Source organism: Roseomonas sp. TF40, from assembly GCF_057219975.1.
On record NZ_JBXVVR010000002.1, the window covers coordinates 240291 to 260976 of the forward strand.

The following is a 20686-nucleotide window of genomic DNA, read 5'->3' on the forward strand; positions in this document are numbered from 1 at the left end:
CTACAAGACCGGGAAGCCGCCACCGCGTCCTTGATCCGGATCAAGTCTTGCTGCGATGCAGGAAGGCTAGTGTGATGCGCAGAACGGATCGGGGAGACGCCTGCCATGACCACCGACACCGCGGAGCCCGCCGCACCGCAAGCCGCCCCCCCTGAGGGCGCGCGGCCCGCCATCGTCATCCATCGCGTGCCGAACGACCGGCCCTGGGTCTGGCTGTCGGCCGGCTGGAAGGATCTGATGGCGGCGCCGCATATCGGCTTCTTCTATGGCGGCGCGGTGGTGGCGCTGAGCTGGCTGCTGGTGGTGCTGCTGCTCCAGTTCGGCTCGGGCTGGGCGGTGCTGCCGGCGGTGGCGGGCTTCTTCCTGGTCGGGCCGATCATCGGCGCGGGCCTCTATGAGACCAGCCGGCGGCGTGAGCGGGGCGAGCCCGTTTCGCTCGGCATCGCCTTCACCGCCTATCGGCGCAACGCGCCGCAGCTCGCGATCATGGGCGCCGCCCTGGTGCTCATCAACCTGTTCTGGGTGCGCATCGCCGGGCTGCTCTTCATGGTGTTCTTCGGGCTGGGCTTCTCGCCGGCCATCGAGATGCTGCCGGCGGCGCTGCTGCGCTCGAACCAGCTGCTGCCCTTCCTGATCGTGGGCACGGGCTTCGGCTTCGTCCTCGCCACCGCGGCCTTCGCCATCTCGGCCGTCTCCATCCCGATGATCCTCGACCGCGACATCTCGGCGGTGGAGGCGATCGTCACCTCGATCCGCGCCACCTTCGACAATTGGCGGGCGATGGCCTTCTGGGCGGGGCTGATCGTGGTCTTCACCGGCATGGCGCTGGTGCCCTTCTTCCTGGGTATCGCGCTGGTCCTGCCGCTGGTGGGCCACGCCACCTGGCACGCCTACCGGGACATCGTGCGGTAGGGACCCCCCCCTTCTGTCTGGGGGGCGGCAGCGCCGCGCTTGCGCCGCCGCCCCCGCTCGGCTATGCGTCCGCCCCTCGCCGGCACCCCTGGAGGCCGGCGTTTTTGCGTTGTCTCAACGCATCTCACAGTGAAGGAGCCTGGCAATGGTCCAGACGGTACGGATCGACGTCGTGGCGCGCGCAAATGCAGGTAAGGGGGCAGCGCGTGCGACCCGGCGTGAGGGGCTGGTCCCCGGTGTGGTCTACGGCGCGAAGCAGCCCGCGACCCTGGTGGCGCTCGACCCGCGCGACATCATGAAGGAACTGACCAAGGGTGGCTGGCAGTCGCACCTCTATGAGGTCGCGGTGAAGGACGGCCCGACCGAGCGCACCATCATGCGCGAAGTGCAGTTCGACCCGGTGACGGACCGCCCCGTGCACATCGATTTCCAGCGCGTCGCCCCCGGCGCGCGCATCCGCGTGCGCGTGCCCGTGGTGTTCCTGCATGAGGACACCTGCCCCGGCATCAAGGCCGGCGGCGTGCTGAACGCCGTGCGCCGCGAGATCGAGGTGATGGTCGAGGTCGACCGCGTGCCGGACCATTTCGAGATCGACCTCGCCAACGCCAAGATCGGCGAAGGCCTGCGCTGGTCCTCGATCAAGGACAATTTCGGCGCCCGCCCGGTGATCGTGGGCCGCGACTTCATGGTCGCCTCCATCGCCGCGCCGACGACGGAAGAAGAGGTCGCCCCGGTGGCGGCCGCGGCCCCCGAGCCCGCCAAGGGCAAGGGCAAGGCGGCGGCGAAGCCCGCGGCGGCGGCGGCCAAGCCGGCCGCGGCGGCCGCGCCCGCCAAGAAGAAGTAACCCGCGCGATCGGGGGGCGCTGCCGTGCTTCTGTGGGTCGGTCTCGGCAATCCGGGGCCGGAACATGCGCGGCAGCGCCACAATATCGGCTTCATGGCGCTGGACGCCATTGCCCGGCGCCACGGCTTCTCGGCCTGGCGCAAGCGCTTCAAGGGCCAGGTGGCCGAGGGTCTCGTCGGCGGGGTGAAGGTGCTCGCCCTCAAGCCCGAGACCTACATGAACGCCTCCGGCGATGCGGTGCAGCAGGCGGCAGGCTTCATCAAGGCGCCGCCGCCGGCCATCTGGGCCTTCCATGACGAGCTCGACCTCGCCCCCGGCAGGCTGCGGGTGAAGAAGGGCGGGGGCGTGGCCGGCCATAACGGGCTGCGCGACATGCAGCGCGCCTTGGGTTCGGCGGATTTCTGGCGCGTGCGGCTGGGCATCGGCCATCCCGGCCACAAGGATGCCGTGACCGGCCATGTGCTGGGCAATTTCGCCAAGGCCGAGACCTGGGTGACCCCCCTGCTCGACGCCGTGGCCGAGGCCGCCCCCCTGCTCGCCGAGGGCCAGCCCGAGGCCTTCATGTCCCGCGTGGCCCTGTTGACCCCTTCGGAGTGACCTTCATGGAATCCGCGGAAAACATGTTCGATGGCGGCTTCGGCGCCCCGGGGCCCGAGGATTTCGCCAATGGCGCCGCCGCGCTCGCGGCCGGGCTGATCCGTGAGGCGCAGAGCCTCTCCCAGGCCGCGGCGTCGCTGCGCGCCGTCGCCATGTCCAATCCGCCCGGCGTGGCGAGCGGCGAGCCGCTCTCGGATGTGCGCCGCGCCCGCATGGTGCTCTCCACCGCCGGCGAGGCCGCGCTGCGTGCTGCCCTCGCGCTGGAGGCCGCCGCCCTGCTGGGTGAGCGCCGCAGCGCGGCCGAGCACGCGGCGCGCATCGCCGAGGCCGCGAAGCGCGTCGGCCTGCCGGGGGCGACCCTTGCGCCGGCGCTGCGCGCGGCGGCACTGGATTTCCGCACCGATGACGCGGCGGCGCGCATCGCCGCCTCCACCCTGGCCGCCGATCTCTGCACGGCGCTGACGCAGACCCGAGAAGGCTGATCCCATGGGTTTCAATTGCGGCATCGTCGGCCTGCCCAATGTCGGCAAGTCCACGCTGTTCAACGCGCTGACGGCGACGGCCTCGGCCCAGGCCGCGAACTATCCCTTCTGCACGATCGAGCCGAATGTCGGGCGCGTCGCCGTGCCGGATCCGCGCCTGGGCACGCTGGCGAAGATCGGCAAGTCGCAGAAGATCATCCCCACCAGCCTGGAATTCGTGGACATCGCGGGCCTGGTGCGCGGGGCCTCGAAGGGCGAGGGGCTGGGCAACCAGTTCCTGGCGAACATCCGCGAGGTGGACGCCATCGTGCACGTGCTGCGCTGCTTCGAGGATGGCGACATCACCCATGTCGAGGGCAGCGTCGACCCCGTGCGCGATGCCGAGACGGTGGAGACCGAGCTGATGCTCGCGGATCTCGAGAGCCTCGAGAAGCGCGCCGTCAGCCTCGGCAAGAAGGCGCGCGGCGGGGACAAGGAAGCGCAGGCGCAGATGGCGCTGATCGAGCCGCTGACCGCCGCACTCACCGCCGGCATCCCCGCGCGCAAGGCGATTCCGAAGGGCGAGGAGGAAGCGGCGGCGCGGCTGCAGCTGATGACCACCAAGCCCGTTCTCTATGTCTGCAATGTCGAGGAAGCCTCGGCCGCGACGGGCAACGCGCACAGCGCGCGGGTCTTCGAGATGGCGAAGAAGGAAGGCGCGCGCGCCGTCATCGTCTCCGCCGCCATCGAGGCCGAGATCAGCCAGATGGCCGATGCCGACCGGGCGGAATTCCTGGAATCGCTGGGGCTGAGCGACAGCGGGCTCGATCGCATCATCCGCGCCGGCTACGAGCTTCTGGGCCTTGTCACCTATTTCACGGTGGGTCCGAAGGAGACGCGCGCCTGGACCATCACGCGCGGCACCAAGGCGCCGGGCGCGGCGGGCGTCATCCATGGCGATTTCGAGCGCGGCTTCATCGCGGCCGAGACCACCGCCTATGACGACTACGTCGCCCTGGGCGGCGAGCAGGGCGCCAAGGAAGCCGGCAAGATGCGCATCGAGGGCAAGGAATACGTCGTCAAGGACGGCGATGTGTTGCTGTTCAGGTTTAATGTGTGAGGGTGTTCACAGCGTGGTCCGGACCGAGAACAGCTCCGGAAAGAACCGCTTCTCCAGCACCCCCTTGAGGTAGGACACGCCGGCACTCCCGCCCGTGCCCATGCGCCCGCCGATGATGCGCTCCACCGTCTTGAGGTGCCGGAAGCGCCAAGTCTGGAAGGAATCCTCCAGGTCCACGAGTTCCTCCGCCAGCTCATAGAGGTCGAAATGCCGGTCAGCGTGGCGATAGACCTCGGCCCAGACCGCCTCCACCCCCGGATCGGGCTGATGCGTGCGCGTGAAGTCGCGCGCCAGCACCGCCTCCGGCACGGGCAGGCCGCGCCGGGCCAGCAGGCGCAGCGCCTCATCATAGAGGGAAGGTGCTTCGAAGGCCGCGCGCAGCTCGGCCTGGATGGTCGGGCGATGCGCATGCGGGCGCAGCATGAAGGCGTCGCGCTGGCCCATGCGGAACTCCAGCATCCGGTACTGCCAGGACTGGAAGCCGGAGGAGGAACCGAGGCTCTCGCGGAAGGCCAGGTAGTCATGCGGGGTGAGGGTGGTCAGCACGTCCCAGGCCTCGACCAGCTGGCGCTGGATGCGGCTGACCCGCGCCATGGCCTTGAAGGCGGGGGCGAGGGAATCCGCGCGGATATTGTCCATGGCCAGCGACAGCTCATGGCCCATCAGCTTCATCCACAGCTCCTGCACCTGGTGGATGACGATGAAGAGCATCTCGTCATGCTGGCCCGAGCGCGGCTTCTGCGCCGCCAGCAGCGCCTCCAGGCCGAGATATTCGGCGTAGTCCATCTTCCGCGAGAAATCGGTCTCCGCACCCTCGACCATCACGATGCTCCTGGCTGTGAGGACGGATCTGGTGACGCGGCGTGGCCGGAACCATGGCGCCGCAAGGGTTGCAGCAGCAGCCGGTCGAGCCGCTGCTCCCCCGCCGCGCGGAAACCCGGTACGCCAATCACGGCTGCGTCGAGCCCCGCCGCGGGCGCGGCGCGATAGGTGCCGAAAAGCCGATCCCACCAAGGCAGGCAGAAGCCGAAGCAGCTATCCGTCTCGGCCGGCACTTCCGAATGGTGGGTGCGGTGCATGTCGGGCGTCACCAGCACCCGGCGCAGCACCGCATCCACGCGCCGCGGCAGGCGGATATTGGCATGGTTGAACAGGCTGGTCGCGTTCAGCAGGAGTTCGAAGGCCAGCACCGCCACGGCCGGTGCGCCGAGAGCCACGACGACCACGGCCTTGATGCCCAGGGAGAGCAGGATCTCCAGCGGGTGAAAACGCAGGCCCGTCGTCGCGTCCAATTCCGGATCGGCATGGTGCATCCGGTGCAGCCGCCAGAGCAGCGGCACATGGTGGAACAGCCGGTGCTGCGCGTAGATCGCCAGGTCCAGCACCACGATCGCCAGCGGCACGGCCAGCCAAGCGGGCAGGCCCAGCATCGGCAGGAGCCCCAGCCCCTGCGCCTCCGCCCAGAGCGCGACGCCCACCGCACCGGCTGGCGCCACGAGGCGAACCAGCGCCGCGCCGATCACCGGCAGGCTGAGATTGCCTGGCCAGCGACGCCAGCCGATCGGCCGCGCCACGCCCCGCGTCCATTGGCGCTCGGCCCACAGCATGGTGGCCAGCACGCCGAGGAAAACCGCCAGGCGAATCGCTGCCTCGCTCATGCCGCTCCGCTTCCAAGGGCCTTCACCACCGAACATCTGGTGACGCGGCGGGTGCGCAACCACATCGCGCGTCATGATCCCCGACCTGCGCCCGCATTTTTCCCGCTTCCTCCAGGCCGAGCCCGGCCGGCTGCATTTCGCCGCGCACAGCCACCATCCCTGGCCGGATGCGACCCGCGCGGCCCAACTCGCCGCCTGGGACCTCGCGGCGGCGGAGCAGGATGCGAAATGGGGCAGCGTGCTGGGCGGCGTCGTGGCCGAGTGCCGCGCGCGCGTGGCCCGGCAGTTGGGCCTGCCGGACCCCGCCACGCTGGTCTTTTCCGCCAACACGCATGATTTCCTGCTGCGCATCCTCTCGGCGCTGGACCCCACCCGGCCCGCGCGCGTGCTGACCACGGATGGCGAGTTCCACACCCTGACCCGGCAATTGGCCCGGCTGGAGGAGGAAGGCCTGGTGCAGGTCACGCGCATCCCCGCCGAGCCGGGTGCGGCCTGCATGGATCGATTGGTGGCGGCAGCGCGAGACAACTTCGACCTGATCTGGGTGTCGGAGGTCTTCTTCAATTCCGGCTACGCCCAGCCCGATGTCACCCCCCTGGCGGCCGCGGCCGGAGAGGCCGTGCTGGTGATCGATGGCTATCACGGCTTCATGGCCCGGCCCGTCGATCTCGGCCCCGTCGCCGACCGCGCCTTCTACACCGCCGGCGGCTACAAATACGCGATGGCGGGCGAGGGCTGCTGCTTCCTGCATTGCCCGCCCGGCTGGCTGCCACGACCGCGCGCGACGGGCTGGTACGCCGCCTTCAGCGCGCTGGCCGCGCCCGGCGGCGGCGTGGGCTATGCGGCGGATGGCAACCGCTTCATGGGCGCCACCTTCGACCCCACCGCGCTCTTCCGCCTCAACGCCGCGCTGCGCTGGTTCGAGGAACAGGGCCTGACCACCGCGATGGTGCGCGACCACGCGCATGCGCTGCAGACGCGCTTCGTGGCGGGGCTCGCCGGCACGGGGCTCGACCCCGCGACCCTCGTCGTGCCGCTGGGCGAGAAGAACCGCGGCAATTTCCTCACCTTCGACATCCCCGACGCTGCAGGCTGGCAGGCGCGGCTGGAGGCGGCGCGGATCATCACGGACCGGCGCGGTACAAGGCTGCGCTTCGGCTTCGGGATCTACCAGACCGATGCGGAGGTGGATGCGTTGCTCGCCCGTCTGGCGGGGCTGGCCGCGAAGGCGTAACCCGCCCGCATGACCCTTCCCCTGGCCCTGACGATGGGCGAGCCCGCCGGCATCGGCGCCGAGATCGCGGCCAAGGCCTGGCGCGCCGTGCATCGCGCCGGCCCCCCCTTCTTCCTGATCGGCGACCCGGCGCAGCTTGCGGGCGTGCCGGTGGCCGAGATCGACGCCCCCGAACAGGCCGCCGCCGCCTTCGCCACGCATCTGCCGGTGCTGCCGCTGCGCCTGCCGGCCCCCGTCACGCCCGGGCGGCTCGACCCGCGCAACGCGCCGGCGGTGGTGGCCTCCATCGAGCAGGCGGTGGCCTTCGCACGCGCGGGGCGCGCGGCGGGCGTGGTCACCAACCCGATCCAGAAATCCGTGCTCACCGCCATCGGCTTCCCGCATCCGGGCCACACCGAGTTCCTCGGCGTGCTCGCCGGCCTCGGCCGCCCGCCGGTGATGCTGCTGGCCTGCCCGGGGCTGCGGGTGGTGCCGGTGACGGTGCACCTCGCGCTGCGCGACGCCATCGCCAGGCTCGACACCGCGAGCATCGTCGAACACGGGCAGATCGTGGCCGAGGCGCTGCGGCGCGATTTCGGCATCGCCCGCCCGCGCCTCGCCATCGCGGGCCTCAACCCCCATGCGGGCGAGGCCGGCACGATGGGGCAGGAGGACGACGCCATCGTCGCCCCGGCCATCGCGCAGCTTGTCGCGCAGGGCATCGCCGCGCGCGGCCCGCTGCCGGCGGACACAATGTTCACCCCGCGCGCACGCGCCACCTATGACTGCGCGCTGTGCATGTATCACGACCAGGCGCTGATCCCGGTGAAGACCATCGACATGGATGGCGGGGTGAACGTCACGCTCGGCCTCGCCATCGTGCGCACCAGCCCGGACCACGGCACGGCGCTGGACATCGCCGGCCAGGACCGCGCCGATCCGGGCAGCCTGGTCGCGGCCCTGCGCATGGCCGCCGAGATCGCCGCAACCCGTGCGAAGGAAATCGCCGGATGATCGCCTCACAGAAGAATTCCGACCTGCGGCCCGAAGGGCCGAGCGCCCGAATGGGCGCCGCGGCTTATGCCGCGAAGCCAAGCCGCGCGGATGCGCGGCGCGTCACGCCTTGGGCGTGCCTTCGGCACGACGCGTTTGAGGGGCACGAAGGTGAAACCTTCGTGCACACAAAATGAAGCACCTCGACCTCTCGATCAACGTCGATCACGTCGCCACCATCCGCAACGCCCGCGGCGGCACCTTCCCCGATCCGACCGAGGCCGCGCGCGCCTGCATCGAGGCCGGCGCGGATGGCATCACCGTGCATCTGCGCGAGGATCGCCGCCACATCCGCGACCGCGACGTGGAACGCATCCGCGCCGAGATCGCCGCCCCCCTCAATTTCGAGATGGCCGCGACCGAGGAGATGGTGGCGATCGCGCGGCGGATCGCGCCCCCCTACTGCTGCCTGGTGCCCGAGAAGCGTGCGGAACTGACCACCGAAGGCGGGCTCGACGTGATTCGCGCCGGCGAGGATTTCGCGAAGAAGGTCCGCACGCTGCGCGACGCCGGTATCCGTGTGTCGGTCTTCGTCGAGGCCGATCCGGCGCAGATCGCCGCCTGTGCGCGCATCGGCGCCGCGGCGGTGGAACTCCACACCGGCACCTATGCCGATGCCGCGCCCGAAGCCCGCGCGCCCTTGCTGGCCCGGCTGAAGGAAGGCGCCCGCGTGGCGGTGGCCGAGGGGCTGCTCTGCCATGCCGGGCACGGCCTGACCTATGAGAACCTGCCGCCCATCGCCGCCATGCCGGAGGTCACCGAGGTCTCGATCGGTCATTTCCTGGTGGGCCAGGCGATCTTCGACAGCCTGCCCGGCGCCGTGCGGAAGATGCGAGCCATCATCGCCACCGCGCGTAGGGCTTGAAGGCGCCCTCACGCGCCGGGCGCGGCCATTCGGCCGCTCGCCCGCCTTCGGCAGGCGCAAGAACCGACCAGCAGGGTGAAGGGTCACTTCGGCGATTCGAGCAGGAAATCCCGCACGGCGGGGTCCGTCGAAAGCCCCGCCGCCCGTCGCCGCGCCGCCTGCGCGGTCTCGGCATCGCCCAGCCGCGCCGCGAGCGAAGCCAGGGCCGCCCAATAGGGCTGGTAGCCCTCGAGCCGCGCATCCGCCGCCGCGTCGCGCAGCGCCGCCAGCCCGGCCGCCGCCCCGGCCCGCTCGGCCAGCGCCACGGCGCGGTTCACCGCCACCACGGGGCTGGCCGTGGCCGCCAGCAGCGCGTCATAGAACAGCAGGATCGCGCCCCAATCGGTCACGCCGGTGACGCGCCGCGCCGCATGCACCGATTGCACCGCGGCCTCCCATTGGTAGCGGCCGGGCGCGCCCCTGGTGAAGGCGCCGGCGAGCAGCGCCTCGGCCTCCGCCTGCATCGGATGGTCCCAGCGCGCCATGTCCTGCGCCGAGAGCGGCACATAGCGCCCGGCGGCATCGCGCGCGGCGGGGCGGCGCGCCTCGAGATGCAGCAGCAGCGCGGCGAGTCCCGCGGCCTCCGGCTGGTCCGGCGCCAGGGCGGCGACGATGCGCGCCAGCCACAGCGCCTCGCCCGCCAGGGCGCCGCCATCGGCGGGGTCGGTGGCGCCCGCCGTGTAGGCGGCATAGATCGCGCCGAGCACGGCGGGCAGGCCCTCTTCCAGGGCCTCGCGTCCCGGCAGGGCGAAGGCGGCGCCGCTCTCCGCGATGCGGCGCTTGGCACGGACCAGCCGCTGCGACATCGCGGCGGGCGTCATCAGGTAAGCGCCGGCGATGCGCGCGGCATCCAGCCCGAGCACGGTCTGGAGCATCAGGGCCGCGCGCGCGGCGGGTTCCACAGCCGGGCCGGCGCAGGCCAGCAGCAGGGCCAACCGGTGGTCGGGCAGGCGGTCGCCTTCCTCGGCCTCCACCCCCTCCTCCCCGGCGGCGAGGCGCAGCGTGGGCAGCGCGGCGGCTGCCGTGGCGCGGCGGCGGTGCTGGTCGGTCAGGCGCCGGCGCGCGGCGGTGAGCAGCCAGGCCTCCGGCCGCTCGGGCACGCCCTCATTCGGCCAGGTCGCCAGCGCGGCGGCGAAGGCATCCGCCAGCGCGTCCTCCGCCGCCGCCATCGGCTGCCCGCGCGCCATCAGGAAGGCGAGCAGACGGCCATAGCCCTCGCGCGCCACCCGCTCGGCGGCGCGCGCCGCCGCACTCACGGCCTGGGCATCTCCCAGATCGGGCGGACCTCGACCGTGCCATGCGCCGCGCCCGGGCAGCGCGCGGCCCATTCGACCGCCGCCTGCATGTCCGGCACCTCGATCAGGAAATAGCCGCCGAGCTGCTCGCGCGTCTCGGCATAGGGGCCGTCCAGCACCTCGGCGCCGGCAGGGCCGACGCGCACGCGCTTGGCGGTGGCGGCATCGTGCAGCCGCTCGCCTCCGCGCATCACGCCGGCGGCGGCCAGCGCCTCGGCATAGGCGCCATAGGCGGCCATGATGCGGCCGACCTCGGCCTCGGGCAGGCGGGCCCAGGCGGCTTCATCCGAGTGGATCATCAGCATCGCTTGCATCGTCACGCTCCTTGCACCGCGGCGCCGGATGACACCGCTGCCCTGACGACGCGGCAGCCCGGCCGATTTCGACACCCGCCTTCGACGGGGGCGTTATTTTTCCCGCCGCGCCCCCTCCAGCAGGGCGAGGCGCCGGGCCTCGGCCGCGCGATCCGCCAGCTTTTCGGCCTTGGTCCGGCCGAATTTCACCCGGTTGGCGGCGGCCTCGGCCTCCGCCGCCCGCTTCGCCGCCGCCTTGCGCGCCTTGTTGAGGTTGACGGGATCGCCCATGACGGGAGAGTAACGCGCAGCGCAGCCGCGAGGAACACCGTGATGATCGAGTTGACCGCCGCCGATGGCCACCGCTTCGCCGCCTATGCCGCCGGCCCCACCGACGCCAAGCGCGCCCTGGTGGTGGTGCAGGAGATCTTCGGGGTGAACAACAACATCCGCCGGATCTGCGACGCCTTCGCCGCCGAGGGCTATGCCGTGGTGGCGCCCGCGCTGTTCGACCGCGTCGCACGCGGCACCGAGCTCGGCTACACGCCCGATGACGTGCAGCGCGGCCGCACGCTGAAGGGCCAGGTGCCCGAGGCCGGGCAGATGCTGGATGTCGAGGCCGCGGCCGCCGCCCTGCCCAAGGGGGCCACGCGGGGCATCATCGGCTATTGCTGGGGCGGCACCGTCGCCTGGTGGGGGGCGACGCGCAGCAAGAGCTTCAAGGCCGCGGTCGGCTGGTATGGCGGCGGCATCGCCGGCACCCGCACCGAGACGCCCAATTGCCCCGTGCAGCTGCATTTCGGCGAGATCGACCACGCCATCCCGCTCTCCGACATCGAGGCGATCCGCGCCGCCCAGCCGGCGGTGGAGATCTTCGTCTACAAGGGTGCCGGGCATGGCTTCGGCTGCGATGAGCGTGACAGCTACTCGGCGCCGGACCAACAGGTGGCGCAGGCGCGCAGCCTGGCGTTCCTGGCGAAGCATCTGGGCTGAGGGCACGGGCGGATGATCGGCTACTACATCACGACAGGCGTATGCCTGTTCCTGCTGGCGATGATCCCGATCTGGTCACCGCGCAGCGACAATCCGAGCTACCCTTTCCTCGTCATCATCGCGCTGGCGGTGGTGGTCTTCGTGGTGCCGCTGGTGCTCAAGCGCCGCCAGCGTGAGGGTGCGGCCACGCCGGGCGCGCTGCCCGTGACGGTGGAGAGCGTGGGCGGCAAGCGGGAAGAGTGAACCCTGGCGCCCCGCGCCCGCCCCCGTGATAGTCATTGCCCAGGAGAGACGAACATGACCCTGCTGCGCCGCACCCTGCTCGCCACCCCCGCCTTGCTCGCCCTGCCGCGCCCCGGCGCCGCCCAGGCCTTCCCGAGCCGCCCGCTGCGCATCGTCGTGCCCTTCGCCCCCGGCGGCGCGGTGGACATCACCGCGCGCCTGCTGGGCGAGAAGCTGCAGCCGATCCTCGGCGTGAACGTGGTGATCGACAATCGCGGCGGCGCGGGCGGCAATATCGGCGCCGATGCGGTCGCCAAGGCCGAGCCCGATGGCCACACCATCCTGCTCGGCACCGCCACCATCCTGGCGGCGAACAAGTTCCTCTATCGCCGCTCCATGCCCTTCGACCCGGTGCGCGACCTGGCCCCCATCACCCGTGTGTCGACCGGCACGGTGCTGCTGGTGGTGAACAGCCAGCGCCCCTGGCGCAGCTTCGCGGATCTCGTCGCGGCGGCGAAGGCGGCGCCGGGGCGGATCAGCATGGGCTCCTCCGGCACCGGCACGGTCAGCCACCTGACGCTGGCCAGCATCAACCGCGCGGCCGGCATGGACATCACCCATGTGCCCTATCGCGGCGGCGGGCCGGCCATCACGGATCTGCTCGCCGGCAGCATCGACATGATGTTCGACGTGATTCCGGCCCTGATGCCGCATGTGCGGGAGGGCCGCTTCCGCCCGCTCGCGGTCGGCAGCGCCGAGCGCATCACCTTCGTCCCCGAGCTGCGCGAGGTGCCGGGGATGCGCGAGCTGCTGCCCGGCGCGGGGATCGACATGCAGAGCTGGTACGCCGTCAGCGCCCCCGCGCGCACGCCCGCCCCGGTGCTGGCGCGGCTGCATGAGGTGATCTCCCAGGTGGCGATGAGCGATGATTTCCGCGCCCGGCTGATGCCGCTGGGCTTCGAGCCGATCACCGATCCCTCGCCGGCGGCCTTCGGCACCTACATGGCGCAGCAGGAAGGCGTGTGGCGCACGCTGGTCGAGCTTTCGGGCGCCACGCTGGACTGACGGGAGGCGCGGGAAGGCGATCCCTTCCCGCGCCCCCTTCCTTCAAACCGCGAAGGCGCGCTGGAACACGGCGGGGTCGACATTCCCGCCGCTGACCACCACGCCCACCACGCGCCCGCGTGTCTCGATCTTGCCGGCCAGCACGGCGGCCAGCGCCACCGCGCCGCCGGGCTCCGCCACGATCTTCAGATGCTCGAAGGCGAAGCGCATCGCGCGGAACACCTCGGCCGGCGTCACCACCACGCCCCCCGCCAGGCGCGGCTGGTTGATGGCGAAGGTCAGCGCGCCGGGGCGCATCGACAGCAGCGCATCGCACAGCCCCTCGCCCTTGCCGTCATTGGCGATCCGCTCGCCGGCCGCGAGCGAGCGCTTCGTGTCGTCCCAGCCCTCGGGCTCCACCGCATGGATGCGCGTGCCGGGCGCCGCACCCTCCACCGCCAGCGCGCAGCCCGCGATCAGCCCGCCGCCGCCGGTGCACACCGCCAGCTCATCCAGCGTCAGCCCCGCGGCGCGCGCATCGGCGATGAGTTCCAGGGCCAGCGTGCCCTGGCCGGCGATGACATCGGGATGGTCGAAGGGCGGCAGCAGCGTGGCCCCGCGCTCGCGCGCCAGGCGGCCGGCCAGCATCTCGCGATCCATCGTCTTGCGGTCGAAGAAGGTGATCTCCGCCCCCCAGCCACGCGTGCTCTGCACCTTGATGGCAGGCGCATCCAGCGGCATGGCGATCAGCGCGGGCATGCCGAGCATGGCGGAGGCGCAGGCCACCGCCTGGCCGTGATTGCCCGAGGAATGCGTCACCACGCCGCCCGCGCGCGCCGCCTCGGGCAGGCAGAGCGCGGCATTGGTCGCACCCCGCAGCTTGAAGCTGCCGGTGCGCTGCAGCGGCTCGGGCTTCACCAGGATGGTGCCGCCGGTGCGCTGGTCCAGCACCGCATGGCGCAGCATCGGCGTGTGCACCACCTTGCCCGCGAGCCGCGCGGCGGCGGCCAGCACATCCTCATGCGTCGGCAGGCGGTCGAAGACCTGCGGGGGGATCGCCTTCACCATGCTCAATCCTTTCGAAGGGGCGACGACCGAAACCGGTTGGGGTCGAGCAGCGGCACCGCCGGCGCGAGATCCGCATCCACCGCCCCCGCCACCAGCCCCGCCACCAGCCGCCCCGCCGCCGGCGAGGTCTGGATGCCGTAGCCGCCCTGGCCGATCATCCACAGGAAGCCGGGTGCGTCGCGGTCGAAGCCGATGGCGAGCGAGCGGTCGGGCGTGAAGCTGCGCAGCCCCGCCCAGCGATGCTCCACGCGATGCACCGGGATATCAAGCGCCTGCTGCATGCGGTCCACGGCGATGGCGACATCGAGCTCATCGGGCTGCACGTCGTGCGGGTCCATGTCCGTCTCGTCGGCCGGCGAGACCATCAGCTTGCGCCGCGCCTCGGGCCGCACATACCAGGAATGGCCGACATCGCCGAGCAGCGGCCAAGTGCTGCACTCATGCGCGCCGGGATCGACGATCAACGCGGTGCGCCGCTTGGGCTGCAGGCCAAGGGGCGCGAGCCCCGCGATGGCCGCCACCGCATCGCCCCAGGCGCCGGCGGCGTTGACCAGGACAGGGGCGCGGAAGGTCTCGCCCGCCGTCGTCTCGGCCTGCCAGCGCCCCGCGGCGTGGTGGATGCGCCCGGCCCGCGCGCGCAGCGCCAGCACGCCGCCCGCCTGGCGCAGCTGCTTGAGGAAGCCCGCATGCAGCCCCGCGACATCGATGTCGAAGGCGTCGCGCTCGATCGCCGCGGCGGCCGCATAGCCGGGCCTGAGCGGCGCCACCTGGGCCGCGATCTCGGCCACCGCGATGGGCTCGATCCCCTCGCCCTCGGCGATCATCGTGGCGAGCTTCGCGCGATCGGCCTCGGGGGCGAGGGTCACCACCGGGCGCGGGGCGAGCAGGGGCGCGGGGGCGAAGCCTTCGCCGGGCGATTCGAAGAAGGCGCGTGAGGCGCGGGTCAGGATCCGCACATCGGGCGGGCCGTAGTTCAGGATCCAGATCGCCGCGGAGCGGCCGGTGCTGTGGTAGCCGGCACTCTCCTCGGCCTCGATCAGCGCCACGCGGCGCCCCGTGCTGGCGAGATGGGCGGCGGCGGTGGCGCCGGCGATGCCGGCCCCGATCACCAATATGTCGAAATCGGTTGAGCTCATGGCCCGCATGGTTCGGCCGGTGGCGGCCCGCGGTCAATCCATCCGCCTTGCCCGCGCGCCGGGCGCCCGTCATGCTGGCGCAAAAGCAGGTCCGGCGCCGCAAGGCACGACCACAGGGTGTGGAAGGGGAGCGATGGCGCAGGTTTCGATCCGCAAGGTCGTCAAGGCCTATGAGGGCGGCGTGCAGGCGGTGAAGGGGATCGACCTCGAGATCGCCGACCATGAATTCGTCGTGCTCGTCGGCCCTTCCGGCTGCGGCAAATCCACCACGCTGCGCATGATCGCGGGGCTGGAGGAGATCACGGGCGGCGAGATCGCGATCGGCGGCACGGTGGTGAACGACATCCCGCCGCGCGACCGGGACATTGCGATGGTGTTCCAGAACTACGCGCTCTACCCGCACATGTCGGTCTACGACAACATGGCCTTCGGCCTGACGCTGCGGAAATTCGCGAAGGAGGAGATCAAGCGCCGCGTGATGAACGCCGCGCGCATCCTCGACATCGAACCGCTGCTGGAGCGCAAGCCCAAGGCGCTCTCGGGCGGGCAGCGCCAGCGCGTGGCGATGGGCCGCGCCATCGTGCGCGACCCCAAGGTGTTCCTCTTCGACGAGCCGCTCTCGAACCTCGACGCCAAGCTGCGCGTGCAGATGCGCACCGAGATCAAGAAGGTGCACCAGAAGGTGCGCACCACCACGGTCTATGTCACGCATGACCAGATCGAGGCGATGACGCTGGCCGACCGCGTGGTGGTGATGAATCACGGCGTGATCGAGCAGGTGGGTCCGCCGCAGGAGCTGTATCACCACCCGAAGACGCGCTTCGTCGCCGGCTTCATCGGCAGCCCGGCGATGAATTTCCTGCCCGTGCGACTGGAACAGGCCTCGGGCGCGCTGCGCCTCAACCTGCCCAACGGCATCGTGCTGGACGTGCCGGCCGAGCGCACCGCGCGCTACGCGCCGCATGCCGGGCGCGCGCTGCTGCTGGGCATTCGCCCGGAACATCTGACCGAACCCAGGAACCTCGACCGCGGCAACATCGCGCAATTCGAGATCATCCCCGAGGTGATCGAGCCGATGGGCATGGAGACGCTGCTGCATCTGTGGATGGACGGCGCCGAAGTGTGCTGCCGCATCGACCCCACCACCGCGGCCGCACCGGGCCGGCCGATGATGATGGCCGCCGACCTCAACCACATGCACCTGATCGATCCCGACAGCGGAAAAGTGCTTTAGAAAGTCCTGCCGATGTTCGTCGCCGCCAACCGCTTCCGCGTCATCCCCGAACAGGCCGCCGCCTTCGAGCAGACCTGGCTCACCCGCGAAAGCCATCTGCATGAGCTGGAGGGCTTCCTCACCTTCCATCTTCTGAAGGGCCCGCAGGCGGCGGACCACATCCTCTACTCCTCCTTCACGCTCTGGGCCTCACGCGCAGCTTTCGAGGCCTGGACGCGCTCGGAGCAGTTCCGCCGCGCCCATGCCGGCGCCGGTGCCTCCAAGCCCACCACGCTCGGCCCGCCGAGCTTCGAGGGCTTCGACGTGCTGCAGACCATCACGGCGCCGGGCGTGGAAGCGCCGCATGGCTGAGCAGGGCGGGCCGCTGGTCTATCTCGTGCCCTCGCTCGATGTGTGCTGGGCGAATTTCGCGCCGATGCGCCCGCACCGGAACTTCATCGCGGACCCGCCGCCGGTCGCGCAATGCGCCGACGAACTCGGCCGCGTGGTGGCGGAACTCGGCCCCTTTCTCGAGGGCCAGTATGTGCTTGCCGTGCACACGGGCACCTACAATCGCGACGCCTTCTACCAGGAGCCTTTCCTGGAACATTACCGCAGCGCCGTCGCGCAGGGCGCGGGCATCGCGATCCATCCGCATGAGGAGATCCGCGCCCAGGGCACGGGCCACATCACCGAGCCCTACATGCGCCAGATGATCCGCGCCCGGAAGGATCAGCTGCTGGCCGGGGGTGTGACGCCCAGCGCCTACAAGGGCGGGCATTTCGCCTATCCCGCCTGGCTCACGCGCATCCTCGACGAGGAAGGGCTGCATGTCGATTTCTCGGCGGCACCGGGCTACAGCGAGCCGCGCTGCGACGCGAACTGGATCGGTGTCGCGCCCGGCGGCGGCTATCTCAGCTTCGAGGATCCGACCTGGCCCGAGGGGCGCGGCACACGCTCCCGCGTGCTGGAAATGCCCCTCGGCAATGATGGCGGCGGGGCGGTGGAGGAGGTGAACACCCTCTACAACGAGAAGACCGACCTCGCGAACCTGCTGCGCGTCTGGGATGCCATCGTCGCGCAGGCGCGCGCGGCGGGGCGGCCCTTTTTCGTGCATTACCTGTTCCACAACACCTCGATCGCCGAGCCGCGCTGGATGGATCAGTTCCGCCGCGTGATCGACCATGCCCGGGCGAATCACGGCGTGATCGCCAGCCCTGCCACCGCCAAGGCGGCCTATGACCGGGTGATGGCGCCGGCCGGCTGAGTCGCGCCCGCCGGCAGGGCCAGTGTCACCAGCCAGCAGGCGGCGAGCATCAGGCTCGCCCCCAACAGGCAGGCGCCGAGGCCGCCCATGGCGTAGAGCAGACCGGAGGCGAGCGTGCCGATGAAGCGCCCCGCGGCATTGGCGGCGTAGTAGAAGCCCACATCCTCGGCCGCCTTCTCGCTGCCCGCATAGGCGAGCACGAGATAGGAATGCACCGAGGAATTGACCGCGAAGACGATGCCGAAGAGGCAGAGGCCGAGCGGGATGAAGAGATCCGCGCGCGGGGCGCCGGCGAGCAGCAGCGCGGCCAGCCCCGCCGTGGTCAGCAGCAGCGCCAACGACCAGCGCCGCGCCGCCGGCACCTCCGCCGAGAGCCCATCCGCGCTCGGCCGCACCAGCCGCGGCGCGGCCGCCTGCACCACGCCGTAGCCGATGGTCCAGAGTGCGAGGAACCCGCCCACCATCGAGAAGGTCCAGCCCGCCGCGTAGAGGAAGACCGGCAGGCCGACGACGAACCACACGTCGCGCGCGCCGAACAGGAAGAGCCGTGCGGCGGCAAGCAGGTTCACGCCGCGGCTCTTGCCCAGGAATTCGCGCGCGCTGCGCGAGGCCTTCGCCTTGCCCATCAGCGGCGGCAGCGTGGCGAACACGCCGAGCAGGATCAGCGCCAGCGCCGCCGCCATCGCCCAGAGCGCGCCGCGAAAGCCGAAGGCCTCCAGCAGCACGCCGCCGAAGAAGAAGCCCAGCCCCTTCATCGCGTTCTTGCTGCCGGTGAAGAGGGCGACCCAGCGGAAGAGGGTGCCCGAGCCAGCCTCCTGCGTCCGATCGCCGGAAGGCGAAGCCTGGAGGCGTGAATCGGCCGCACCGCCGAAGGCGGACTCATACCTCCGATCGCCGGAAGGCGAAGCCTTGCGGCGTGAATCGACCGCACCGCCGAAGGCGGACTCATGCGTCAGCTTGATGGCGGATTTGCTCGCCGTCTTGGTGAGATCCTTGGCCACGCCGCACACGCCCTGCGCGACAACGACCCAGGCGACCGAGAGCGCCGCCCCCCAATCCGGCGAGACGGCCGAGAGCAGCAGGAAGCCCGCGATCTGCGTGGCCAGCCCCACCGCGAGCATCCGCGCGATGCCGAAGCGCGTCGCCAGCCAGCCGCCGATGAGGTTGGCGAGGATGCCCGCCGCCTCATAGAGCAGGAACAGCAGCGCGAGCGTGAAGGGCGAGTAGCCGAGCCGGAAGAAATGCAGCAGCACCAGCAGGCGCAGCGCGCCATCGGTCAGGGTGAAGCCCCAATAGGCCGCCGTGACGATGGCGTAGTTGCGCGCCCCGGGGGTCATTGGAAGCGGGCGAAGGTTTCACCTTCGCCCCCCTCAGACGCCGGGCGGCGGCCATCCGGCCGCCTTGGCTTCGCCGCAGGTGCGGCGGCGCCCCTTCGGGCACTCGGCCCTGCGGGCCGCAGGTCGGCACCTCGTATGCTGAAATTCACAGCCCCACCCGCTCCATATGGCAGGCGAGGTCGACCATGCGGCAGGCATAGCCCATTTCGTTGTCGTACCAGGCGTAGATCTTCAGCAGCGTGCCGTCCGTCACCAGCGTGGACAGCGCATCCACGATCGAACTCCGCGTATCCCGCGCATAATCGGCCGAGACCAGCGCGCGCGTCTCATGGCCCAATATGCCGGCGAGCGGCCCGGCGGCGGCGGCGGCGAAGAGCGCGTTCACCTCCTCGGCCGTGGTCTCGCGCTGCATCTCGAAGACGCAATCGGTGAGCGAGGCGTTAAGCACCGGCGCGCGCACCGCATGGCCGTTCAGCTTGCCCTTCAGCTCGGGATAGATGAGCGCGATAGCGGTGGCGCTGCCCGTGGTCGTCGGCTGCAGGGAGAGCATGGCGGAACGCGCGCGGCGCAGATCCTTGTGCGGCGCATCGACCACGACATTGGTGTTGGTCGGGTCGTGGATGGTGGTGATCTGGCCGTGCCGGATGCCGATGGCCTCATGCACCACCTTCACCACGGGGGCGAGGCAGTTTGTGGTGCAGGAGGCGGCGGTGACGATGGGATGGCGCGCCGGATCGTAGCGATGCTCGTTCACGCCGACGACGATGTTGAGCACGGAGTCGAACTTCACCGGCGCGGCGACGATCACGCGCTTCGCCCCGCGGTCGAGGTGCCCCTGGATCGTCTCGGGTGTCAGGAACTTGCCGGTGCATTCCAGCACGAGATCCACGCCGAGATCGCCCCAGGGAATCGCCCCCGGCGTCGCGTGCTCGGAATAGCCCAGGCGCCGCGCGCCGATGCGGATCGCGCCCGCGCCCTCGGCCGCGATGTCGGCCCGCCAGCGGCCCTGCACGCTGTCGAATTCCAGCAGATGCGCGATGGCCGGCGCGCCGCCCTTGATCTCGTTGAGGTGCACGACCTCCAGCCGGTTGCCGGCGCGCGGATCCGCGGGCTGGCGCTCCGCCGCGCCCATCGCCGCGCGCAGCGCGAGCCGGCCGATGCGGCCCATGCCATTGATGCCGACCTTCATGCCCGCACCGCCACATGCGGGTCGGCCAGCTCATCGATGCGCGCCTTCAGCGCCAGGCGGTCGAGCGCGGCGAAGGGCAGGCTGGTGAAGGCCTCGAGCCGCCGGCGCAGCCCGGCATGCAGCTCGTTCAGCAGGGTCGCGCGCTCCGCCAGGCTGCCGGTGAATTTCGCCGGGTCGGGCAGCGGCCAGGCGCCGGTGACGGTGGTGGCGCCGAAATCCGGGCAGGCCTGGCCCTGCAGCGTGTCGCAGAGCGTCAGCACGAAATCCATGCGCGGCGCGCCGGGGCCGCTGAATTCCTGCCAGGATTTGGAGCGCAGGCGGGAGGTGTCGTGCCCGAGCGTGCGCAGCAGCGCCAGCACCTCCGGCAGCGGGCCCTCGGGCGCCGGGTCGGAGCCCGCGGAATAGGCCGCGAAGCGCCCGGCGCCGATGCGGTTCAGCAGCGCCTCCGCCAGGATCGAGCGCGCCGAGTTGCGCGTGCAGAGGAACAGCACGTTGAAGACGGGCATCGGCAAGGTCGGGGTCCTCCCGGTGAGACTGTCGAGCAATCGGGCAATGTCGCCGCAGCGCGCCGGCTCGCCGCCGCAGCAGGATTCGGCGAGGAAGCCGAGCAGCGCGCGCAGCCGCAGGAACTGCGCGGCATAGACCAGGCTGCGGCCCTGGCGGGTCGGTGCGATCAGCCCCGCCTGCTCCAGCGCCCGCAGGTGGAAGGAGAGGGTGGAGGGCGGCACGCCCAGCCGATGGGCGACCTCCCCGGCCGGCAGGCCGTTCGGCCCGGCCGCGATCAGCCGGCGCAGCAGCTCCAGCCGGGTGGGCTGGCCGAGCGCGGCGAAGGCGAAGGCGGCATCCTCGGTTTCCATGCTTCCACTA

At 71.2% G+C, this 20686-nt stretch carries 25 protein-coding genes; 15 read left to right on the plus strand and 10 right to left on the minus strand.

The features are described from left to right. Nucleotides 1-105 precede the first annotated feature (105 nt). The 5 genes from AC2D9U_RS07185 (at nucleotide 106) to ychF (ending at nucleotide 3934) form a co-directional block, all read left to right on the plus strand. Nucleotides 106-912 carry a DUF2189 domain-containing protein gene (locus tag AC2D9U_RS07185; RefSeq protein ID WP_484747691.1) on the plus strand — a complete coding sequence of 269 codons (807 nt, stop codon included), beginning with the start codon at nucleotides 106-108 and terminating at the stop codon, nucleotides 910-912. A 145-nt stretch (nucleotides 913-1057) separates the two neighbouring features. After that, entirely contained in the window at nucleotides 1058-1756 is a 699-nt protein-coding gene (locus AC2D9U_RS07190) for a 50S ribosomal protein L25/general stress protein Ctc (protein ID WP_484747693.1), read from the plus strand. A gap of 24 nt (nucleotides 1757-1780) precedes the next feature. Continuing rightward, nucleotides 1781-2353, plus strand: coding sequence for an aminoacyl-tRNA hydrolase (pth, locus tag AC2D9U_RS07195; protein ID WP_484747695.1), 573 nt, complete (start codon nucleotides 1781-1783; stop codon nucleotides 2351-2353). A gap of 5 nt (nucleotides 2354-2358) precedes the next feature. Further along, complete coding sequence (locus AC2D9U_RS07200; protein ID WP_484747698.1) at nucleotides 2359-2835, plus strand: hypothetical protein; 477 nt, start codon at nucleotides 2359-2361, stop codon at nucleotides 2833-2835. Between the two features lie 4 nt (nucleotides 2836-2839). After that, nucleotides 2840-3934, plus strand: coding sequence for a redox-regulated ATPase YchF (gene ychF / locus AC2D9U_RS07205; protein ID WP_484747700.1), 1095 nt, complete (start codon nucleotides 2840-2842; stop codon nucleotides 3932-3934). 6 nt (nucleotides 3935-3940) lie between these two features. Here ychF and kynA read toward each other — a convergent pair whose 3' ends face one another. Next, the gene (gene kynA, locus AC2D9U_RS07210; protein WP_484747701.1) at nucleotides 3941-4756 is read right to left on the minus strand and encodes a tryptophan 2,3-dioxygenase; all 816 of its coding nucleotides are present in this window, start codon (nucleotides 4754-4756) and stop codon (nucleotides 3941-3943) included. Next, nucleotides 4756-5592: a sterol desaturase family protein gene (locus AC2D9U_RS07215; RefSeq protein WP_484747703.1), complete on the minus strand. Its 837-nt coding sequence runs from the start codon at nucleotides 5590-5592 to the stop codon at nucleotides 4756-4758. Before AC2D9U_RS07215 ends, kynA begins: the two co-directional genes overlap by 1 nt. A gap of 73 nt (nucleotides 5593-5665) precedes the next feature. Here AC2D9U_RS07215 and AC2D9U_RS07220 point away from each other — a divergent pair, with 73 nt between their 5' ends. From AC2D9U_RS07220 to AC2D9U_RS07235, 4 genes are read left to right on the plus strand one after another with little or no spacing between them, the layout of a single operon-like run. Beyond that, a complete protein-coding gene (locus AC2D9U_RS07220; protein WP_484747704.1) occupies nucleotides 5666-6826 on the plus strand; it encodes an aminotransferase class V-fold PLP-dependent enzyme in 1161 nt (386 codons plus the stop codon). Between the two features lie 9 nt (nucleotides 6827-6835). After that, the gene (gene pdxA, locus AC2D9U_RS07225; protein ID WP_484747705.1) at nucleotides 6836-7819 is read left to right on the plus strand and encodes a 4-hydroxythreonine-4-phosphate dehydrogenase PdxA; all 984 of its coding nucleotides are present in this window, start codon (nucleotides 6836-6838) and stop codon (nucleotides 7817-7819) included. Next, on the plus strand, nucleotides 7816-7995 hold the full coding sequence (locus AC2D9U_RS07230) for a hypothetical protein (protein ID WP_484747707.1): 180 nt from the start codon (nucleotides 7816-7818) through the stop codon (nucleotides 7993-7995). The genes pdxA and AC2D9U_RS07230 overlap by 4 nt, the downstream gene beginning before the upstream one ends. Beyond that, nucleotides 7992-8723 carry a pyridoxine 5'-phosphate synthase gene (locus tag AC2D9U_RS07235; RefSeq protein WP_484747708.1) on the plus strand — a complete coding sequence of 244 codons (732 nt, stop codon included), beginning with the start codon at nucleotides 7992-7994 and terminating at the stop codon, nucleotides 8721-8723. Before AC2D9U_RS07230 ends, AC2D9U_RS07235 begins: the two co-directional genes overlap by 4 nt. An 83-nt stretch (nucleotides 8724-8806) precedes the next feature. Here the strand turns inward: AC2D9U_RS07235 and AC2D9U_RS07240 are convergent, their stop codons facing one another. From AC2D9U_RS07240 to AC2D9U_RS07250, 3 genes are all read right to left on the minus strand, one after another. Next, a complete protein-coding gene (locus AC2D9U_RS07240; RefSeq protein WP_484747709.1) occupies nucleotides 8807-10018 on the minus strand; it encodes a DUF6596 domain-containing protein in 1212 nt (403 codons plus the stop codon). Then, nucleotides 10015-10371: a YciI family protein gene (locus AC2D9U_RS07245; protein WP_484747711.1), complete on the minus strand. Its 357-nt coding sequence runs from the start codon at nucleotides 10369-10371 to the stop codon at nucleotides 10015-10017. Before AC2D9U_RS07245 ends, AC2D9U_RS07240 begins: the two co-directional genes overlap by 4 nt. 93 nt (nucleotides 10372-10464) lie before the next feature. After that, nucleotides 10465-10641: a DUF4169 family protein gene (locus tag AC2D9U_RS07250; RefSeq protein WP_484747712.1), complete on the minus strand. Its 177-nt coding sequence runs from the start codon at nucleotides 10639-10641 to the stop codon at nucleotides 10465-10467. A gap of 42 nt (nucleotides 10642-10683) precedes the next feature. Here AC2D9U_RS07250 and AC2D9U_RS07255 point away from each other — a divergent pair, with 42 nt between their 5' ends. Genes AC2D9U_RS07255 through AC2D9U_RS07265 form a run of 3 tightly spaced genes read left to right on the plus strand, consistent with a single transcriptional unit; the run spans nucleotide 10684 to nucleotide 12630 of the window. Further along, a complete protein-coding gene (locus AC2D9U_RS07255) occupies nucleotides 10684-11343 on the plus strand; it encodes a dienelactone hydrolase family protein (protein ID WP_484747713.1) in 660 nt (219 codons plus the stop codon). Between the two features lie 12 nt (nucleotides 11344-11355). Next, nucleotides 11356-11586 carry a hypothetical protein gene (locus tag AC2D9U_RS07260; protein WP_484747715.1) on the plus strand — a complete coding sequence of 77 codons (231 nt, stop codon included), beginning with the start codon at nucleotides 11356-11358 and terminating at the stop codon, nucleotides 11584-11586. Nucleotides 11587-11640: 54 nt separating this feature from the next. Further along, nucleotides 11641-12630 carry a Bug family tripartite tricarboxylate transporter substrate binding protein gene (locus tag AC2D9U_RS07265; RefSeq protein WP_484747717.1) on the plus strand — a complete coding sequence of 330 codons (990 nt, stop codon included), beginning with the start codon at nucleotides 11641-11643 and terminating at the stop codon, nucleotides 12628-12630. 42 nt (nucleotides 12631-12672) lie between these two features. Here the strand turns inward: AC2D9U_RS07265 and AC2D9U_RS07270 are convergent, their stop codons facing one another. Together AC2D9U_RS07270 and AC2D9U_RS07275 are read right to left on the minus strand one after the other, a co-directional pair. Then, nucleotides 12673-13677 (minus strand): threonine ammonia-lyase, encoded by a 1005-nt coding sequence (locus AC2D9U_RS07270; protein ID WP_484747719.1) that lies wholly within the window; start codon nucleotides 13675-13677, stop codon nucleotides 12673-12675. A 2-nt stretch (nucleotides 13678-13679) separates the two neighbouring features. Next, nucleotides 13680-14813 (minus strand): NAD(P)/FAD-dependent oxidoreductase, encoded by a 1134-nt coding sequence (locus AC2D9U_RS07275; RefSeq protein ID WP_484747720.1) that lies wholly within the window; start codon nucleotides 14811-14813, stop codon nucleotides 13680-13682. Nucleotides 14814-14946: 133 nt separating this feature from the next. Between AC2D9U_RS07275 and AC2D9U_RS07280 the strand changes: the two genes are divergently transcribed. The 3 genes from AC2D9U_RS07280 to AC2D9U_RS07290 are packed head-to-tail and all read left to right on the plus strand — an operon-like array spanning nucleotide 14947 to nucleotide 17293. Beyond that, nucleotides 14947-16047, plus strand: coding sequence for an ABC transporter ATP-binding protein (locus tag AC2D9U_RS07280; RefSeq protein WP_484747722.1), 1101 nt, complete (start codon nucleotides 14947-14949; stop codon nucleotides 16045-16047). 12 nt (nucleotides 16048-16059) lie between these two features. Then, on the plus strand, nucleotides 16060-16398 hold the full coding sequence (gene hmuQ, locus AC2D9U_RS07285; RefSeq protein ID WP_484747724.1) for a heme-degrading protein HmuQ: 339 nt from the start codon (nucleotides 16060-16062) through the stop codon (nucleotides 16396-16398). Further along, nucleotides 16391-17293 carry a hypothetical protein gene (locus tag AC2D9U_RS07290; protein WP_484747725.1) on the plus strand — a complete coding sequence of 301 codons (903 nt, stop codon included), beginning with the start codon at nucleotides 16391-16393 and terminating at the stop codon, nucleotides 17291-17293. The genes hmuQ and AC2D9U_RS07290 overlap by 8 nt, the downstream gene beginning before the upstream one ends. Here AC2D9U_RS07290 and AC2D9U_RS07295 read toward each other — a convergent pair. From AC2D9U_RS07295 to AC2D9U_RS07305, 3 genes are all read right to left on the minus strand, one after another. Beyond that, on the minus strand, nucleotides 17263-18630 hold the full coding sequence (locus AC2D9U_RS07295; protein ID WP_484747727.1) for an MFS transporter: 1368 nt from the start codon (nucleotides 18628-18630) through the stop codon (nucleotides 17263-17265). The two genes, AC2D9U_RS07290 and AC2D9U_RS07295, sit on opposite strands and share 31 nt — an antisense overlap. A 145-nt stretch (nucleotides 18631-18775) precedes the next feature. Then, nucleotides 18776-19819: an ArsJ-associated glyceraldehyde-3-phosphate dehydrogenase gene (locus AC2D9U_RS07300; RefSeq protein ID WP_484747729.1), complete on the minus strand. Its 1044-nt coding sequence runs from the start codon at nucleotides 19817-19819 to the stop codon at nucleotides 18776-18778. After that, nucleotides 19816-20676, minus strand: coding sequence for a metalloregulator ArsR/SmtB family transcription factor (locus tag AC2D9U_RS07305; protein WP_484747731.1), 861 nt, complete (start codon nucleotides 20674-20676; stop codon nucleotides 19816-19818). Before AC2D9U_RS07305 ends, AC2D9U_RS07300 begins: the two co-directional genes overlap by 4 nt. Nucleotides 20677-20686: the final 10 nt, after the last annotated feature.

Bases quoted from the DNA above. Each gene is read 5' to 3' on its own strand.
- AC2D9U_RS07185 (WP_484747691.1), top strand. From the start codon at position 106: ATGACCACCGACACCGCGGAGCCCGCCGCACCGCAAGCCGCCCCCCCT.
- AC2D9U_RS07190 (WP_484747693.1), top strand. From the start codon at position 1,058: ATGGTCCAGACGGTACGGATCGACGTCGTGGCGCGCGCAAATGCAGGT.
- AC2D9U_RS07200 (WP_484747698.1), top strand. From the start codon at position 2,359: ATGGAATCCGCGGAAAACATGTTCGATGGCGGCTTCGGCGCCCCGGGG.
- ychF (WP_484747700.1), top strand. From the start codon at position 2,840: ATGGGTTTCAATTGCGGCATCGTCGGCCTGCCCAATGTCGGCAAGTCC.
- kynA (WP_484747701.1), bottom strand. From the start codon at position 4,756: ATGGTCGAGGGTGCGGAGACCGATTTCTCGCGGAAGATGGACTACGCC.
- AC2D9U_RS07215 (WP_484747703.1), bottom strand. From the start codon at position 5,592: ATGAGCGAGGCAGCGATTCGCCTGGCGGTTTTCCTCGGCGTGCTGGCC.
- AC2D9U_RS07220 (WP_484747704.1), top strand. From the start codon at position 5,666: ATGATCCCCGACCTGCGCCCGCATTTTTCCCGCTTCCTCCAGGCCGAG.
- pdxA (WP_484747705.1), top strand. From the start codon at position 6,836: ATGACCCTTCCCCTGGCCCTGACGATGGGCGAGCCCGCCGGCATCGGC.
- AC2D9U_RS07230 (WP_484747707.1), top strand. From the start codon at position 7,816: ATGATCGCCTCACAGAAGAATTCCGACCTGCGGCCCGAAGGGCCGAGC.
- AC2D9U_RS07235 (WP_484747708.1), top strand. From the start codon at position 7,992: ATGAAGCACCTCGACCTCTCGATCAACGTCGATCACGTCGCCACCATC.
- AC2D9U_RS07245 (WP_484747711.1), bottom strand. From the start codon at position 10,371: ATGCAAGCGATGCTGATGATCCACTCGGATGAAGCCGCCTGGGCCCGC.
- AC2D9U_RS07250 (WP_484747712.1), bottom strand. From the start codon at position 10,641: ATGGGCGATCCCGTCAACCTCAACAAGGCGCGCAAGGCGGCGGCGAAG.
- AC2D9U_RS07255 (WP_484747713.1), top strand. From the start codon at position 10,684: ATGATCGAGTTGACCGCCGCCGATGGCCACCGCTTCGCCGCCTATGCC.
- AC2D9U_RS07260 (WP_484747715.1), top strand. From the start codon at position 11,356: ATGATCGGCTACTACATCACGACAGGCGTATGCCTGTTCCTGCTGGCG.
- AC2D9U_RS07265 (WP_484747717.1), top strand. From the start codon at position 11,641: ATGACCCTGCTGCGCCGCACCCTGCTCGCCACCCCCGCCTTGCTCGCC.
- AC2D9U_RS07270 (WP_484747719.1), bottom strand. From the start codon at position 13,677: ATGGTGAAGGCGATCCCCCCGCAGGTCTTCGACCGCCTGCCGACGCAT.
- AC2D9U_RS07275 (WP_484747720.1), bottom strand. From the start codon at position 14,813: ATGAGCTCAACCGATTTCGACATATTGGTGATCGGGGCCGGCATCGCC.
- AC2D9U_RS07280 (WP_484747722.1), top strand. From the start codon at position 14,947: ATGGCGCAGGTTTCGATCCGCAAGGTCGTCAAGGCCTATGAGGGCGGC.
- hmuQ (WP_484747724.1), top strand. From the start codon at position 16,060: ATGTTCGTCGCCGCCAACCGCTTCCGCGTCATCCCCGAACAGGCCGCC.
- AC2D9U_RS07290 (WP_484747725.1), top strand. From the start codon at position 16,391: ATGGCTGAGCAGGGCGGGCCGCTGGTCTATCTCGTGCCCTCGCTCGAT.
- AC2D9U_RS07295 (WP_484747727.1), bottom strand. From the start codon at position 18,630: ATGACCCCCGGGGCGCGCAACTACGCCATCGTCACGGCGGCCTATTGG.
- AC2D9U_RS07300 (WP_484747729.1), bottom strand. From the start codon at position 19,819: ATGAAGGTCGGCATCAATGGCATGGGCCGCATCGGCCGGCTCGCGCTG.
- AC2D9U_RS07305 (WP_484747731.1), bottom strand. From the start codon at position 20,676: ATGGAAACCGAGGATGCCGCCTTCGCCTTCGCCGCGCTCGGCCAGCCC.